10 protein-coding genes are annotated in these 16,155 nt (G+C 75.0%); 3 read left to right on the forward strand and 7 right to left on the reverse strand.

What is annotated here, in order from left to right; translation table 11 throughout:
• Window positions 1-34: 34 nt before the first annotated feature.
• The 3 genes from ABZ858_RS11595 to ABZ858_RS11605 all read right to left on the reverse strand — a co-directional run bounded on the left by ABZ858_RS11595 (window position 35) and on the right by ABZ858_RS11605 (window position 7,506).
• Window positions 35-799 carry an alpha/beta fold hydrolase gene (locus ABZ858_RS11595; protein WP_361375193.1) on the reverse strand — a complete coding sequence of 255 codons (765 nt, stop codon included), beginning with the start codon at window positions 797-799 and terminating at the stop codon, window positions 35-37.
• Window positions 796-5,598 carry an amino acid adenylation domain-containing protein gene (locus ABZ858_RS11600; RefSeq protein WP_361375195.1) on the reverse strand — a complete coding sequence of 1,601 codons (4,803 nt, stop codon included), beginning with the start codon at window positions 5,596-5,598 and terminating at the stop codon, window positions 796-798. Before ABZ858_RS11600 ends, ABZ858_RS11595 begins: the two co-directional genes overlap by 4 nt.
• Window positions 5,599-5,958: 360 nt before the next feature.
• Entirely contained in the window at window positions 5,959-7,506 is a 1,548-nt protein-coding gene (locus ABZ858_RS11605; RefSeq protein ID WP_361375197.1) for an MFS transporter, read from the reverse strand.
• Window positions 7,507-7,806: 300 nt separating this feature from the next.
• Here ABZ858_RS11605 and ABZ858_RS11610 point away from each other — a divergent pair, with 300 nt between their 5' ends.
• Complete coding sequence (locus tag ABZ858_RS11610; protein ID WP_361375199.1) at window positions 7,807-8,493, forward strand: TetR/AcrR family transcriptional regulator; 687 nt, start codon at window positions 7,807-7,809, stop codon at window positions 8,491-8,493.
• On the opposite strand, the gene ABZ858_RS11615 is transcribed toward ABZ858_RS11610, so the two are convergent.
• Together ABZ858_RS11615 and ABZ858_RS11620 are read right to left on the reverse strand one after the other, a co-directional pair.
• A complete protein-coding gene (locus ABZ858_RS11615) occupies window positions 8,455-9,699 on the reverse strand; it encodes an MFS transporter (RefSeq protein ID WP_361375201.1) in 1,245 nt (414 codons plus the stop codon). The two genes, ABZ858_RS11610 and ABZ858_RS11615, sit on opposite strands and share 39 nt — an antisense overlap.
• A 98-nt stretch (window positions 9,700-9,797) precedes the next feature.
• The gene (locus ABZ858_RS11620) at window positions 9,798-11,000 is read right to left on the reverse strand and encodes an FAD-dependent oxidoreductase (RefSeq protein ID WP_361375203.1); all 1,203 of its coding nucleotides are present in this window, start codon (window positions 10,998-11,000) and stop codon (window positions 9,798-9,800) included.
• A gap of 100 nt (window positions 11,001-11,100) precedes the next feature.
• Between ABZ858_RS11620 and ABZ858_RS11625 the strand changes: the two genes are divergently transcribed.
• Window positions 11,101-11,805 (forward strand): DUF2470 domain-containing protein, encoded by a 705-nt coding sequence (locus ABZ858_RS11625; RefSeq protein WP_361375205.1) that lies wholly within the window; start codon window positions 11,101-11,103, stop codon window positions 11,803-11,805.
• 60 nt (window positions 11,806-11,865) lie between these two features.
• A complete protein-coding gene (locus tag ABZ858_RS11630; protein WP_361375207.1) occupies window positions 11,866-12,525 on the forward strand; it encodes an isochorismatase family protein in 660 nt (219 codons plus the stop codon).
• Between the two features lie 280 nt (window positions 12,526-12,805).
• Here ABZ858_RS11630 and ABZ858_RS11635 read toward each other — a convergent pair whose 3' ends face one another.
• Both ABZ858_RS11635 and ABZ858_RS11640 read right to left on the reverse strand, forming a co-directional pair.
• Window positions 12,806-13,876 (reverse strand): YncE family protein, encoded by a 1,071-nt coding sequence (locus ABZ858_RS11635; RefSeq protein WP_361375209.1) that lies wholly within the window; start codon window positions 13,874-13,876, stop codon window positions 12,806-12,808.
• A gap of 224 nt (window positions 13,877-14,100) precedes the next feature.
• Window positions 14,101-15,972 carry a hypothetical protein gene (locus tag ABZ858_RS11640; protein ID WP_361375211.1) on the reverse strand — a complete coding sequence of 624 codons (1,872 nt, stop codon included), beginning with the start codon at window positions 15,970-15,972 and terminating at the stop codon, window positions 14,101-14,103.
• Window positions 15,973-16,155: the final 183 nt, after the last annotated feature.

The following is a 16,155-nucleotide window of genomic DNA, read 5'->3' on the forward strand; positions in this document are numbered from 1 at the left end:
GTGGAGGAGTGGGATGCGGCGGCGGCCGGGCCGCTCAGGGCAGGGCGAGGGCGGGCGGTGCGGCGCCCGGCCGTGCCAGGCGGCGCCGCAGTTCGGTGACGACCGCCTGCCGCCCGGCCAGCAGATAGAAGTGGCCGCCGGGGAAGACCCGCAGGTCGAAGCCGGCCGAGGTGGTGTCGCGCCAGGCCCGCATGAGGTCCGGCGGCGCCTCGTGGTCGTCGTGTCCGGCCAGCGCGGTGACCGGGCAGGCCAGCGGTGGGCCGGGCCGGTGCCGGTAGGTGTCGATCAGCCGGAAGTCCCGGCGGATCGGCGGCAGCCACACCGAGCGGGCCGCCGGGTCGGCGAGCAGCTCCGCGTCGGTGCCGCCGAGCGCGGTCAGCTCCGCGACGAACGCCTCGTCGTCCAGCCGGTGCGTGTCTCCCGGCAGGTGCGCGGCGGGCGCCACCGTCCCCGACACCACCAGCCGGACCAGGCCGGCCCTGGCCGGGCAGCGGCGGGCCACCTCGTAGGCGACGATGCCGCCCATGCTGTGCCCGAACAGCAGGGTGGGCCGCCGGGGCAGGCGCCCCAGCTCGCCGGCGACGAGACCGGCCAGCGCGGCCACGCTGTCCGGGACGCGGCCGGGCGTGCCGTACCGCACCGAGACCAGCTCGACGTCCGGGCCGAGCCCGTCGGCCCACGGCACGAACATGCCGGGTGCGCCTCCGGCGTGCGGCAGGCACACCAGCCGGGTCCCGGTCCGTGCTCCCGGGGTGTGCCGCAGCAGCAGGCCGGGCGGGGGCGGCGGGGCGGCGCTCACCGTCCGGGCTCCGCGCCCGGCCCGGCGGGCGGGACGAGGGGCGGGGCGGGGTCCCGGCGTACGGTGTCGGCCAGGGCGGCGATCGTCCGGTGCTCGATCAGGGACCGGAGCAGGACGTCGAAGCCGTGCGCGCCGGCCTCGGGCAGCCGGTCGCGGACCCGGCCGGCCAGTCGCGCGGCCAGCAGGGAGTCGCCGCCGACGGCGAAGAAGTCGTCGAGGACCCCGCAGCGCCCGCCGGCGCCGAGCACCTCGGCCCACAGGCCGGCGATCGCCGCCTCCAGCGCGTCGCGCGGCGCGACCGGCTCCCCGCCGTCCGCCGACCGGTCCGGGGCGGCGCGTAGCCAGGAGGCGAGCGCGCCCCGGTCCACCTTGCCGTTGGCGGTCAGCGGCAGGGCGTCGAGCACATGGGTGCGGGCGGGCAGCATGTACGCCGGGAGCCGGCCGGCCAGGTGCGCGCCGAGGGCACCGGTGTCCACCCGGGCCCGGTCGGTCTTGAAGCGGGCGCCGAGCAGGAGCTGGCCCAGGGACGGCGGCAACGGGCCGCCGTCCGGCGCGGCGGGCGGCGGCAGATGCCACAGTTCCGACGCGCCCGCCGCCCGCAGCAGCTCCGTCCACTCCGGCAGGCCGAGCAGCATGCGGTCCTGCCCTTCGCGTACGTCCGTGAAGCCGGTCCCCGTGTCCCCGGCGTCCATCAGGAACGCCATGAAGATCATCAACTCCGGGCTCTCCCGGGTGGGTTCGGTGAACAGCAGCCGGCCGCCGGGAGCGAGCAGGTCCCGCAGCCGGCCGAGCATGACGGCCGCGTCGCGCGCGTTGTGCAGGACGTTGGCGGCGACGATCACGTCGAACGAGTTCGCGTCCAGGCCCTGGGCGCGGGGGTCGCCGTCCATGTCGAACAGGGCGTACTCCACGAAAGGCACGTCGGCGAAGCGCTCGCGGGCCGCGTGGAGGAAGAACGGGGACACATCGGTGAACAGGTACTCCACGTCCTGGCCGGCGAGGGCCTCGAAGACCGGCGCGCTGGTGCCGCCGACGCCCGCCCCGACCTCCAGGACGCGCAGCGGCCCGTCCTGCGGGCCGTGTTCCGAGGCGATCGCGCGCAGGGCCCCGGCGACCGCGCCGTTGGTGTGGCGCGCGATCAGGGAGTCGCTGAACAGGGACACGGCGGTGTCCGTGCGGCCCTCTGGGAACAGCAGGTGCACCTCGTCCTGGTCGCCGCCGACCAGTTCGGGCAGCCGGGCCCCACTGCGTTCGAACAGGGCCACCGCCTCGGGCGACCACTGGTCGTGGCCGGCGGCGTGCAACTCGCGCACCCGGCGCCAGGCGGCGTCCGCCTGCGCCCGGTCCGGTGGCGCGCCGGTGGCGGTGTACGCGGGGCCGGCCGGGTCGCGGGTGAGCCGGCCGGCGTCGTGCAGCAGGCCCAGCCAGCGCCGTACGATCCACTGGTGCCGTGGGACGGCCCGGGTCAGCCGCAGCACCTCCGCCACGGTGTGCGCGCGGCCCGCGCGGGTGAAGGCGCCCGCCGCGTCCAGCGCCTGACGGACGGTGAGCAGGACCGCCTCGTCGAGCGCGGCGTGGAAGGCGCGCATCCGGTCCGCCTCGGGGAGCGCCCCGGCGGCGCGGCGCCCGGCGGTGCCGGCGGCCGTGCGCAGAGCGGCCGTCCGGTCGGTGTCCGGGGTGCGGCGGCGGCCGGTCACGAAGGCGACCAGGCGGCGGTCCGTACGGTCGCCGTCGGCCAGGACGCAGGCCGCGCCGACGGACGGGTGCCGTTCCAGCGCCGACTCGATCTCGCCCGGCTCGATCCGGTGCCCGAGCACCTTGACCTGGGAGTCGGCCCGGCCGAGGAACTCGATGTCGCCGCTGGGGCGGTAGCGTCCCAGGTCGCCGGTGCGGTAGAGGCGTTCGCCGGTGACCGGGTGGGTGACGAACCGCTCGGCGGTGCGTCCCGGGTCACCGAGGTAGCCCAGGGCGAGCCCGGTGCCCCCGATGTACAGCTCGCCGGTGACCCAGTCGGGGCACGGGCGCAGCGCGGGGTGCCCGGCGTCGAGGACATGGAAGCTCTGGTTGGCCAGCGGGGTGCCGTACGGGATGCTGGTCCACCCGGCGTCGACGGTGTCGATGGGGTGGTGGATGGACCAGATCGCCGCTTCGGTGGCCCCGCCCAGGCTGACCAGCCGCACTCCCGGCAGCCTGTCCCGGACCGATCCGGGCAGGGCCACGGGGATCCAGTCGCCGCTGAGCAGGGCGAGCCGCAGCGAGGACAGGTCGTGTGCGGCGGGCGCCTCCCGGTGCGCGGGACCCAGGCAGTCGTCGAGCATCTGCAACTGGGCCGGGACGGAGTTCCACAGCGTGACGCGGTGCTCGTGGATCAGCGCCGCCCAGTGCGAGGGGTCGCCGCGCAGGTCGGGGTCGGGCAGCACCAGGGCGCCGCCCCGGGCCGGCGGGCCGAACACGTCGTACACCGACAGGTCGAAGCCGAGGCCGGCCAGGCCGAGCACCCGGTCGTCCGGGCCGACGCCGTACCGGGTGCTGATGTCCACCACCGTGTTGAGCGCGGCACGGTGACTGACCATCACGCCCTTGGGCGCGCCGGTGGAGCCGGAGGTGTAGATGACGTACGCCATGTCCTCGGGCCGGGGCCGCGCACTGTCCGGGATGAGGCGGCCCTCGTCGTCCGTGCCGGGGGTCGGGCCGAGCGTGTCCACGGCGTCGGCGGTGACGCCTTCTGGCCAGTGGTCCGTGCTTCCGGCGCACACCAGGACGCGGCGGACGCCCGCGTCGCGCAGGATCCGGTCACGGCGCGCGGCCGGCTGGGCGGCGTCGAGCGGCAGGTAGGCGCAGCCGGCCAGCAGGACACCGAGCACACCGGCGATCTGCTGCCAGCCCTTGGGCATGGCGACGGCGACGATCTCGCCGGTGGTACATCGGCGCCGCTCGCGCAGCAGCCGGGCCACGGCCTGTGCGCGGCCCAGGAGTTCGCCGTACGTCAGCGTCCGGTCGGCGGCGATCACGGCGGTACGGTCCGGGGTGCGCCGAGCCTGGTCGATCACCCTGTCGTGGAGCAGCCCCTGCGGCACCGGCGCCCCGGTGGCGTTGACCTGTGCGCGGCGGGCGGCCTGGGCGGGCGGCAGCGGGTGCGGGACCGGCTCGTCCCAGGCGCGGTCGCCGTGCGGGCCGGTGGCGGCCAGCGCCCGGACCAGGCCGGTGTACGCGTCGAACATCGCGTCCACCACGCCGGGCGGGAACAGCGCGTCCACGGTGTCCCAGGTGAGCAGCAGCCCGTCCGGGGTCTCGTACAGCTGGTGGTCGAGCCAGACCTGCGGGGTCTGGGAGAGCATCCAGCTCAGGTCCCCGAAGCAGGCGCGGAAGTCGTCGTCGACGAAGGGCCCGCCGAGGCTGCTGGCGAAGACGACGGGTGCGGCGACCGGGCCGTCCGGCCGGTTCCTGGACAGGTCCCGCAGCACCTCGACCGCCGAGTACGCCGCGTGCGACACGTCCTGCTGGAAACGGTCCTGCACCGCGCGCACCCGGTCCGCGAAGGCTCCGGGGCCGCCGGTCTCCACCTCCAGCAGGACCAGATTGGTGAAGTCGGCGATCATCCGTCCGGTGTCGGGGTGGCCGGGCTGCCGGTCGAACAGGGGGACGTTGAGCAGGAACCTCCGGTTCTCGCTCCAGCGGCCGAGGGTCTCCGCGAACGCCGTCGCCAGCACCATGGAGGGGGTCACCCGGTGGGCTCGGGCCCGCCGGGTGAGCTGGTCGAAGAGGGCCTGTTCCACGAGGTGGGAGCGGCGTCTGAACCGCGGGCGCGTGACCTGGGCCGGGTCGGTGGCCAGCGGCAGCCGGGGACCGCCGACGCGCACCCGGTCGGCGCGTTCGAGCCAGTGCGCGCGGGCGCGCTCGCGCTCCGGGCGGCGCCGGGCGGTGACGTCCGCCAGGTACTCGGGGAAGCTCAGGGACAGCGGCGCCAGGTCGCGGCCCCGGTACAGGGCGGCGAGGTCCGACAGCAGCACCTGGATGCTCATGACGTCGGCGACGATCAGGTCCACGTTCAGGTGCAGCCGGGCGCCGCCGGGCAGCAGGGACAGCCGGAGGTCGAAGACCTCGCCGGAGCGGATGTCGAGCAGCCGGTGGGAGAGTTCGTCCCGGACGGACCGCAGCCGCTCCTCGGCGGCCTCGGGGCGCAGCGACCGCAGGTCGTGACGGACCAGACCGGGCCACGGTGAGCGGGCCGCGATCTGCTGCCGGCCGTCGTCCCGGATCACGGCCCGCAGCATGCCATGACGTACCGTCAGTTCCCGTACCGCGTACTCCAGTCGGTCCGGGTCGACGTCGGGGCCGTCGAACTCGAAGTAGCCGTGGCAGGCGACGCCGCCGAGCGCCTGGCCCTCACTCCGGCCGATCCAGTAGGCGTGCTGGACCGGTGTGAGCGGGAAGGGGGCCGCGGGGTCGGTGGCGGGGAGTGGTCCGGCGGGCCCGGCCGGGGGCGCCGAGGGCCGGTTGCCGGCCAGCAGCGCCCACCAGTCGGACACGGTCGGGCTGAGGGTGAACTCCCGGTAGGTGACCGGCAGTCCGGCCCGCCGCCAGGTCCCGACCAGGGTCATCGTGGTCACCGAGTCCAGGCCGAGGCCGACCAGATCGTCGTCGTCACCGATCTTCGAGGGGTCCAGCCGGAGTGTGCGCGCGAGCCGGCGGCGTAATTCCTCCTGGTGCGCGGGAAGGTCCGCGGGCGGGGGAGCGGGCGGCTCGGACGCGGCCGGCCGGGCGGCGGACAGGGCGGAGTGACGGGCGGAACCAGGCAAGGCCCCTCCAGGCAGAAAGGCTTCCGTTCGGTGATGTCCCTGAGTCCCGGGATGGCGGCGCGAAAGAGCGAGCCGCAGAGAAACTGTCCCGGGCCGCCCAAGTATCAGCACACGGATATGTAACCTGGCAAGGGACGATCAGAGATCGTTTGCGACCGTCGTTCGCCAGAGCTTTTCGCCAGTGCTTTTCGTTGACTGTTCCACCGCTCCTGCGGGGCGGGTGGTCCCGGTTGACACCTCCGGAAGCCTGTGTCAGGGTAGGGTACCCTAAGTTGCCTGGCGACTTGGCCTGTGACGTGCTGTTTCTTGCGTCGATGACTACCGGGTCCGAACCTGTGGTGGTCGCTCGGCGGCTTTCGGTCAGCTCATCTCCTCTTCTTTTTCCTTTTCCTTCATTTCCCGGCCGGTGGATACTTTTCGGCTGCCGGTGAATTCGCGGCTGCTTTTCCTTTCGCCGGGTGCCCGGCCGCCGGTGAGGGCGTATACCGCACCCGCCGCGGCTATGCCGGTGGCGATCCAGAAAGCGAGTGTGAAGCCCGAGCCGGCGGGCAGTGCGGTGCCGGTGATCGTGCGGGAGGCCAGGACCGCGGCGGCGAGCTGGCTGCCGACGGCTCCGCCCACGGTCCGGGCGACGGTGTTGATGCCGTTGGCCGTCGCGATGGCGTGCGGCGGGGCGACGTCGTGGATCAGCTTCGGCAGCGCGGCCATGGCGAACCCGAACCCGGTGCCGATCACCGCGTAACCGAGCACGGCCTGCCATTCCCGGGCGTGGAACAGGGCCGTCACGGCCCCGCCGGCCGCGCTGACCGCGAGCCCGAGCGCGAGCGGGGCGCGCGGCCCCAGCCGCCCCTCCACCCGCCCGACCGCCGAACTGGCGGGCAGCCCCAGCAGCGTGCCCGGGATCAGGATGAGCCCCGCCACCGTGACCGACGCCCCGAAGCCGTAGTCCACCAGACGCGCCGCCCGCGCGGGCAGTCCCGCGGGCAGTTCGGCCAGCTTGGGCACCAGGACGTAGAAGACGAACTGGGTGGCGCCCAGCAGGAAGGCCCCGACATGGGCGCCCGCCATCGGGCGGCCGAGCAGCAGGGCCGGGTCGATCAGCGGGTGCGGCACCCGGTGCTCCCACCACAGGAACGCGGCGGAGCACAGGACGAAGCCCCCGGCCAGCGCGCCCACCCGGCCGGAGGTCCAGCCCCAGGCCGGGCCCTGGGTGAGTCCCAGCAGCAGGCAGACCAGCGCGAGGCCCAGTAGCGCGGCGCCCGCCGGGTCCAGCGGCGCCGGCGCGGTCGAGCGTGACTCGGGGACGTACCGCGCCACCGCGGCCAGGGCCAGCAGCACCAGCGCGGAACCCGCGACGAACAGCCAGCGCCAGGAGGCGTGGTCGACGATGAGGCCGCCGACCAGCAGGCCGGCCCCGGCCGCGCCGCCCACCAGGCCCGAGGTGAGGCCCAGTCCGAACGCCACCCGGTGTGGGGGCAGCGCCTCCCGGATCAGGCCCAGGGAGAGCGGCAGCAGCGCGAGGCTGACGCCTTGCAGGGCGCGGAAGGCGATGAGCGAGCCGACGTTCCAGGCCGCGCACGCGCCCAGGTTGCCCAGCAGGTGCAGCGCCAGCGTGATCAGCAGCACCCGCCGCTTGCCGTGGCTGTCGCCGAGCCGGCTGATCAGCGGGGTGAGGACCGCGCTCGCCAGGAGGGTGGAGCTGAGCACGGCCCAGGAGGCGCCGGCGGCGCTCGTGTGCAGCTCGGCCTGGAGGATGCCCAGCGTGGGCACCAGCATCGTCTGCACCAGCGAGTAGGACAGGACGGCCAGGATGAGGGCGATCAGGGCCTTCGTCCCGGGCTGGGCGGGGGGAGCGGAGTCAGGGGTGGGGGCTGGGCCGGGAGCTGGGGCTGGGGCGGGGGCCGTCAAGGGTCACCTCGGTGTCGGTGCGGTCGTGGGGCGCGTGCGGTCGTGGGATGCGTGCGGCCGTGAGGTGGGTGCGGTCAATGAATGCGTGCGGGTCAATGGGTGTGTGCGGGTCAATGGGTGTGTGCGCTCGTGGAGTCGCGGTCCGCGCGGTGGTCCTGCTCGCCGGCCCGGGAGGCCCCGGCGATAGTTTGCGACCGTTGTTCGCTAATGAGGAGCATAGGCAACGCGGCCCCCGGGTCACAAGCCCCGCGGGCATGGCGGGCCGAAGGGTGCCGCCGGGCCGGCGGGTAGGGTGATCGCGTGAACGCACGTCCTCCCGGCCGACCGCGCATCCTGTCCCGCGAGCGCATCGTCGCGATGGCACGGCGCATCGCGGACGACGAGGGGCTCGACGCGCTGACCGTGCGCAGGGTCGCGCAGCGCCTGGGGACCGGGCAGGCATCCCTGTACCGGCACATAGAGGACCGTGACGAACTCCTGCGCCTCCTCGCGGAGGACGTCGCCGTGCACCTCCCCGGAGCGGGGGAGCAGGCGGACCCCCGGGAGCGGGTCGTCGGCCAGTGGCTGGACGCCTACGACTACTTGGCGCGGCACCGCTGGGCGGCCCGGATCATCGCCGAGGGCGAACATGTGGCCGACAGCGCCTCGGTGTTCTCCAGCAGCGCGCTCGACGCGCTCGGCTCGCTCGCGGACACCGCCCCCGGGGCCACGGGAGCGTCCCGGGCCGATCTCGCCCGGGTCTACCGCGTCCTGTGGCACCTGCTGCTCGGCCATGTCCTCAACGTCCACCCGGTGGGACACGCCGAGGCGACGGCCGACGAGGCGACGGCTGACGCCGCTGGCGCGGAGGACGCCACGGACGTCTCCGGCCCGCACGGCCCGCATGGCTCGCATGGCCCGCATGGCCCGCACGGGGTGAGCACCCCGCGCGACGACTTCGTCTGGGCGCTACCCCGCGTCCTGGACGGCGTGCTCGGGGCTTCCTGACGGCTCGGCCGGCCGCTCGCGGGCGTACAGCACCCGTACCCACAGCAGGGCCGCCGCCGTCATCGCCCCCGCGACCACCACGGCCGCCTCGTAGCCGACGGCTCCGGCGAGCCCGGGGCCCACGGCCTGCGCGACCACGGCGACCGTGAAGCCCCAGGCCGACAGGACGGTGAAGTCGGTGCCTGCGGTGGCCGGCCGGCAGAAGTCCATGAACGCGGTGAAGATCACGGTGTTGAGCGCGCCGCGGGCCAGGCCGAGCGCCGCCACGGAGAGGGCCGCGACCCCGCCCCCGGCCCCCGCCGCGACCGTCAGGAGCACCGCGGTGGCCGCCAGTTGCACCAGGCAGGAGGCGGCCAGCACCCGCCCGCGCCCGTGCCGGGCGACCAGTCGCCCGGTGGCGGAGGCACCGGCGATCCCGGCCGCCCCGCCGAGGAGGACGGACAGCAGCCCGATGCGGCCGAGCGGCCAGCCGCGGTCCACCAGGAGCGGGCCGATCAGCGACTGGGGCAGCATGATGCCCATCCAGACCAGGGGCACCAGGACGCCCGCCCAGGCGGCCACGCCCGGCCGGCGGGCCAGCGACCGCAGGGCGCGCAGCCCCGGCCGGACCGCCGCCCCCGCCGCACCGGACAGCGGCCGCACGGGTTCCTCGATGCGGCGCACCACGGCCAGCGGCAGCAGGCAGACACCGGCCAGGGCGATGACAGACCACGACCAGCCGGCGTGCTGGACGAGGGCGAGCATGCCGGTGCCGCCGATCGCGGCGCCCGCGAAGCCCGCGCCGACCTGCACGGCGTTGGCCCGGCCCCGGTCCTCGGGGTCGATGAGGCGGACCGCGAGTCCGTCGGTGGCGATGTCCTGGGTGCCGATCAGCGCGCCCAGCAGGCACGCCCCGGCCATCAGCAGCGCGAAGTCCGAGCGGATGTCCACGGCGGCAAGCGCCACCAGCAGCACCGCGATCGACGGCTGGGTGATGCTCAGCCAGGTGCGGTAGTGGCCGCCGGGGCGGTGGCCGTAGCGGTCGACGAGCGGGGCCCACAGCGCCTTCGCGATGACCATGAAGTTCACCAGCGAGACCGCGCCGACCTGGCGCAGTGAGGCGCCTTCGTCGCGCAGGATCGCCGGCAGGGCCGTCAGGGGGCTCATGGCCAGGTACTGGCCGGCGTAGAGCACGGTCAGGACCAGCAGACGGGCACGCCGGGTCATGCGTCCTCCCGAGATCAGGTCAGGCTAGCCTAACTTAATTTGGGAACACCGGTCGCTAATCTGTCGGAATGCTGTACGCATCGAGGAGAGGCGGGGCGTCAGGCGGGGAAGCGGTCCGCGTGGGCGAAGTCGAGAGGCATCCGGGTCTCGCCGCCGGTCGCCAGGTCGGCCAGCGCCTCGCCGATGCCGAGGGCGTGCTTGCCGCCGTGCGCGTTGCAGCCGCCGGCGACGATCAGCCGCGGGTCCCCGTCCGGGCTGCCGATCACGAACTGCCCGTCCGGTGTGCGCGAGAACAGGCCGACCGCCACCCGCGCGGGCACCGGGTCCAGCCCGGGGACGCACACCGCCAGCAGCCGTGCCAGCTCCGTCCAGTCCTCGGCGCCCACGGACCGGTCGGTGTCCTCCGGGTCCATGGGCCGGAAGCCGCCCCCGCCGTACTCCAGGCCGAGTTTGACGTCGTGTCCGTTCTCCCGGCCGTTGCCCCACAGCACCTGGCCGCCACCGGCCTCCCGCATGAACACCGGGAACCGGTCGAGGCCGAAGTCCTTCCCGCCCGCACTGTCCCTGCTGCCCGCGCTGTCGTCCCCGCCGTCCCCGCCGGTCCCGGTGGCCGGGCGGAACCAGCAGATCGGCATGCGTACGGTTTCCAGGGGCAGCCGGGGCAGGAGGGTGGACAGCCAGGCCCCCACGGTGACAATGGCCCGCCGTACGCGCAGTGTGCCGGTGGCCGTCACCACCTCCACCCCGCCGGGCACCGCCACGAGGTCCGTGACCCGGCTCCCGGTCAGCACCCGGGCGCCCGCCGAGCGGGCCAGTGCGACGGCGGCCCGGACCGACGCCTCCGGCCGGACGATCCCCGCGCCGGGCTCCCGGACGCCGATGTGGCCGCGCGGGACCGCCGCGTGCAGCGGGTACCGCTCGCCCAGTTCGTCGGCGGACAGGATCTCCACCTCGATGCCGTGCGCCTCGGCGGCGCGCAGGGTGCCTCCGGTGATCGGGCCGTCCGGCGGCCCGATCAGCAGTCCGCCCGAGCGTACGAACAGCTCCTCGCCCGAGTCGTGTTCCAGCGCGCGCCACAGCTGTGCGGACCGCCGGGCCAGCGGCACCAGATCCGGATGCTCCAGGCAGGTGATCCGGAACATCCGCGACCCGCCGTGCGAGGCGCCCCACGCGTGCCCCGGCGCGAACCGGTCCACCCCGATCACGTCCGCGCCGCGCCGCGCCAATTGCCACAGCGCCGCGGAGCCCCAGGCCCCCAGGCCGATCACCGCGGTCTCGGCGTCCCAGCCGTTCACCGGCATCCCACCCTCGCCTCCGTCGGATTCCTGTGCGCCGAGGATAGAGTAAGTTAGGTTAGGCAAACCTAAGTTTTACTTTTCCCGCTCCTCCTGGAGGGCCCGGATGCGCCGTTCCCGTCCCCGCGCCATCGCACCCACCGCCGCCGAGCGCGTCCGCTCGGTACTGGCCGCCGCCCATTCGCTGAGCGTGGTGAGCGACGGGGTGCAGACCGAAGTGCGCCGCCTCGACGGCGAGGGCGCCATGGGCCACTTCCACCTGCACGCCCCCTCCGAGGACCCCGCCGTCCGACCGGCCGGACGCGTTCCCGTACGGCTGGAACTCACCGACATCGCCCCCACCCCCGTACGCGAACGGCTGCGCGCCCGGGTGACCGTGACCGGACTGCTCGGCGCCCCCTACGACCCGGCGTCGGAGCAGAGCACCTGCATGGAGTTCGGGCAGGCGGTCCTGGAGGACGGGCGGAGCCGTACGTACGTCACCCTCCAGGAACTGGAGGCGACCACTCCCGACCCGCTGGCCACGCGCGAGGCCGGCATGCTGACCCACCTCCTCGACGAGCACCGCGAACTCGTCCCGCTGCTGCTCCGCCTGGTGCGCCCGCTGCCGGTCAGCGGCGTCCAGCGCGTGCTGCCGGTGCGGATCGACCGCTACGGCCTGACCCTGCGGCTCGAATACCCGCACACCCACCGCGACGCCCGGCTGCCCTTCAAGGCACCCGTGCGTCACATCGACCACGTCGGCCCCCAGATCCACGGCCTGCTGGCCGCGGCGCGCCGCCTGTCCCACCCGGGCCGCCTGCCGGCCTGAACCAGGCCGCCGCCGGCGCGGGGTGCCGTCTCGCTCCACCGATCCCGAAAGGCTGAACCCGTGACGTCCTCCCCCATCGTCCCGTACCCCATGCCCGACGTGGCGTCGCTGCCCGCCGGCGGCCCCCCGTGGACGATCGATCCGCGCCGTTCGGCGCTCCTGGTGCAGAACGTGCAGAAATACCGGCTGCACGCCCTGCACGGCAACGCACCCGTGGGCGAACTCCTCGCCGCGGTCGGCCGGTTGACGCGGTCGGCCCGGTCGGCGGGCGTGCCCGTCGTGTACGCGGTACGGGTGCCGGGGCAGCGGGCGACGGCCGCGGAGACCGGATCGCGGGCCGCCGCCCCGGAGCCGCCCGCGCGGGACGGGGACCGCGCTGTCGCGGACGTCGTCCAGCCGCAGGCCGGGGACACCGTGCTCGTCGCCAAGCGGTACAGCGCGTTCGCCGGCACCCGGCTGCGGGCGCGGCTGACGGAACTGGGCCGCGACCAGCTGATCGTCGTCGGCGTGGCCGCCCGGGCGGAGGTGATGCTGACCGCGGCGGACGCCTGGATGCAGGACCTGCGGCCCTTCGTCGTCGCCGACGCGGTGGTGGACCGCACGGCCGGCGACCACGCCATGGCCGTGCGCTGGATGGCCGACACCTGCGCGGCCGTCACCGTCACCGACGCGGTGGTGGAGGCGTTCCGCGGCGGCCGGACCGAGGCCGCGGCGGGCTGAGCGGACGCCGACCGACGGGGCGTCAGGAGCGAGAGCGGCAGCGCCGGGAAAGGCAGCGAGGCCGGGAAAGACAGGAACGGCGGCGAGGCTGGAAGGACCGGTACCGGCGGCGACGCCGGGAACGGCAGGGGCGGGTGACGGTGTGCCGTCACCCGCCCCTGTGTGTGCTTCCCCTGTACGTGTGCCTCCGGTCGGCCGGCGGACGGGCCGGCCGACCGGCCGTACGGCGGGGGAGTCCGGCGGCCGGTGCGGTGCGGACGCCGGCCCCCGCCGTACGGGGTCAGTGCCCGATGCGGATGCGGTACGCCTGGTCCTGGCCCTCCGGGCCGGCGCCGGACTTGTCCACCACGTACGCCGTGCCGTGGTCCACCGTGACATGGTTCGGGTTGGCGCCGGTGGCCAGGGTCTCGACGACCGCGCCCTTGCGCGGGTCGACCACGGTGACGTTCGCGGCCGTGCGGTTGACGACCAGCACCCGGCCGGTCCGCGCGTCGGCGGCCACGGACAGGGCGCCGGCGCCGGTCGGTACGGACTCGGTGACGGCCTTCTCGCGCAGGTCGACCACGGAGAGCGCGCCGGAGGCCTGGTCGGCGGCGTAGGCGGTGCGGCCGTCGGCGGACAGGGCGACGGAGATCGGGCCGTCACCGGCCGGGATGAAGGACGGGTCCTTGGCCCAGGGGGAGACGGCGATCAGCCGGTCGCCGTTGAGGTCGGCCGCGTACACCGTGCCCGTGCGCTCGTTCACGGCGAGACCGGTGGGGGCCGAGCCGGCCACGGTGACGCGCTTCTTCTCCTTGAGGGTACGGGTGTCGAAGGCGACCACCGTGCCGTCGCCGAAGCCGCTCGCCCAGGCCAGGTCGTGGCGCTCGTCCACGACGACCTCGCGGGCGTGCGCCACGTTCGGCAGCGTGGCCAGGTGCTTGCCGGTGCGCTGGCTGTAGACGGCGACGGAGTTGTTGCGGGTGTTGGTGGTCCACACCGTGTCGTGCTCGTCGTCCACGGCCACGCCGTAGACGGCCTCGACGGCACCGGTGGCCGCGTCGGTGACCGGCGGGGTGATGGTCTGCTTCACCGCCAGGGTGCGCGGGTCGACCTTGAGCAGCGAGGAGGACGAGACCGGCGGCCGGCCGACGGCGGTGGTGGCCCACAGCACGTGGTTCCGCTCGGAGTACGCCGACTGGTACAGGCCCTTGGCGAGCGGGGCCGAGACGACGGTGGAGGCGTGGCCGAGCGCGTGGCCGGTGTGCGCGGAGGCGGTTCCGGCCAGCGCGAGGACACTGCCCGACGCGAGGGCGACAGCGACGGCGGCGGTACGGCGGACACGGTGGTTCTGGCGGGTGACTGAGGACATGCGGCGTCGGTCTCCTTGACGAAGAGGCCTCCTCCCGGGGAGGGAGGCGGACAACAACAACTTAGCTTAGGCTTACCTAATTTTTGACCGAGTCGGGTGTGGCGACGGTCACAACTGGCCTGCTATGGACGGGACTTGAGACCACTCGGACGCGGGCATGCCGCGCAGGGGTGCCCCGGCTCACGGTGAGCGGGGGCACCCCTGCGGGCGAAGGTCCGTACGGCTCAGGCGCCCTCGGCGGGCCGCCCGGTGCGACGGCGGACCACGAACACCGTGGTGGCCGCGGCCCCCGCGGCACCGCCCGCCGCCGCGGCCGCCGCGGACCAGGCGACGGTCGCGTACGAGACCTCGGTGCGGGCCGAGGCCACGGGGGCCGCCACCGGCGCCACCGCCGGCGTCTGCGCGCCGGGCACGGTCGCCGCCGCGCCCGCCGCGCCGGGTGCGGTCACCGTGATGTCCACCTTGAGCGTGGTGGGCGGGTTGGGTGCGAGGAAACGCAGCCAGTGCGCGCCCACGGAGGTGTCCGCGGGGATCGTCACGTCGCCCTCGTACCCGCCGGACGCGTCGGCCTTCCACTGGCCGAGGATCGCGTCGTCGTCCAGCTTGACGGTGACGGTCTGCCCGGCCGGGAACTTGGACACCTTGAAGTGGATCTTCCCGCCCGGCTGCACCTGGCCGGCCGTGATCTCCGCCTTCGCGCCCCGCGAGTTCGAGGCACTGGCCGGCGCGCCGGACGCGGCCGGTACCGGGGTCGCGCCGCCGCCCGCCGTGCCGCCGCCCGCCGTGCCGCCGGTCGCGCCCGGCGTGGTCGTGCCGGGCGTGGTCGTGCCCGGGTCCGCGCCGGAGGTGACGGTGAAGTCGGCCCGCAGGCTGGTGGGCGGGTCGGGGGCGAGGAAGCGCAGCCAGTGCGCGCCCTTCGTGGTGCCCTGCGGGACGGTCACGCTCCCGGAGAGCGAGCCGTCCGCGCCGATGCCGTCCGGCCACTGCCCGATGATCTCGCGGTCGTCCAGCTTCACGGTCAGCTGCCGGCCGGCCGGGAAGCCGGTGACGCGGAAGCTCACCCGGCCGCCCGCCGCCACGCTCGACCCCGCGGTGATCGTGGCGGACGCGCCCGAGGCGCTGCCGGTCCCGCTGCCCGAACCGCCGCCCGTGGGCGTGCCGTCGGACCCGCCGGTGGGCCCTCCGCCGGGGGTGCCGCCCGTACCGCCGCCGCCCGGGTTACCGCCCGTGCCGCCGCCCGGCGCGCCGCCCGTGCCGCCCGTGGACGAGGTCACCGTGATGTCGGCCCGGAGGCTGGTCGGCGGGTTCGGCGCCAGCACCCGCAGCCAGTGGGCCCCGGCCTTGGTGCCCTTGGGGACGGTGACCGTGCCGGAGAAGGTGCCGTCGGCGCGTACCGCGTTCGGCCACTGGGCGAGGATGTCGGTGTCGTCGAGCTTGACCGTGACCGACTGCCCCTTGGCGAAGCCGCTCAGGGCGAAGGAGACCGTGCCGCCCGCCACGACCTTGCCGCCGCCGGTCAGCCGCACCTTCGGCACACCGGCCGGTGCGGTCGGGGCGGTCGGCGTGGGGGTGGGCTTAGGGGTGGGAGTGGGTGTCGGTGTGGGCGTCGGGGTCGGGGTCGGCGTGGGGGTCGGCGTGCCGCCCGTGACGGTCAGCTCGGCGCTGCGCACACTGGTCTGGGGGGCGAGGAAGCGCAGCCAGTGCCCGGCGCCGGGCGCGGTGTCGGCCGGGACGGTCACCGACCCGGACACGCTGCCGTCGTCACCGATGGCGAACCGCTGCAGCAGTTGCTTGTCGTCCAGCTTGACGCTGAGCGTGGCTCCGGCGGGGAACCCCGTGGCCGTGAAGGGGACTTGGCCCCCGGGGGCGACCGACTGCGTGCCCAGCGTGACGCCGGGAGCCGAGGTGTCCGCGGCCAGGGCGACCGTGTCCGTGGCGGTCGCCGCACCGGGGCCGGCCGTGGCGAACGGCGCGGCGAGGGCGCCCAGTCCGAGGGCCGCGCCCGCCGTCAGGGCGGCGGCGCGGGCGATACGGCGGCTGTGCCCGCCCCGGGGCGAGGAGGGCGACGGTACGAGGGTGGGTCTTCCGGAGGACATGTGTGTGGGCTTCCTGCTGGACGAAGGCGGCTGAGGGCGTGCGGGACGGGCACGCGGCAAGACGCGGCCGACCGGCGGCGCACGCCAGTGAATTTAGGTTAGCCTAACCTCAGCCCCATGGCCCCCGATTGGCCCTTCCCACGCGACCCGGCGGCGCCCGGCGGACCGGCAGGCCGGTAAGGT

The organism is Streptomyces sp. NPDC047017 (assembly GCF_040644175.1).
GTDB lineage: Bacteria > Actinomycetota > Actinomycetes > Streptomycetales > Streptomycetaceae > Streptomyces.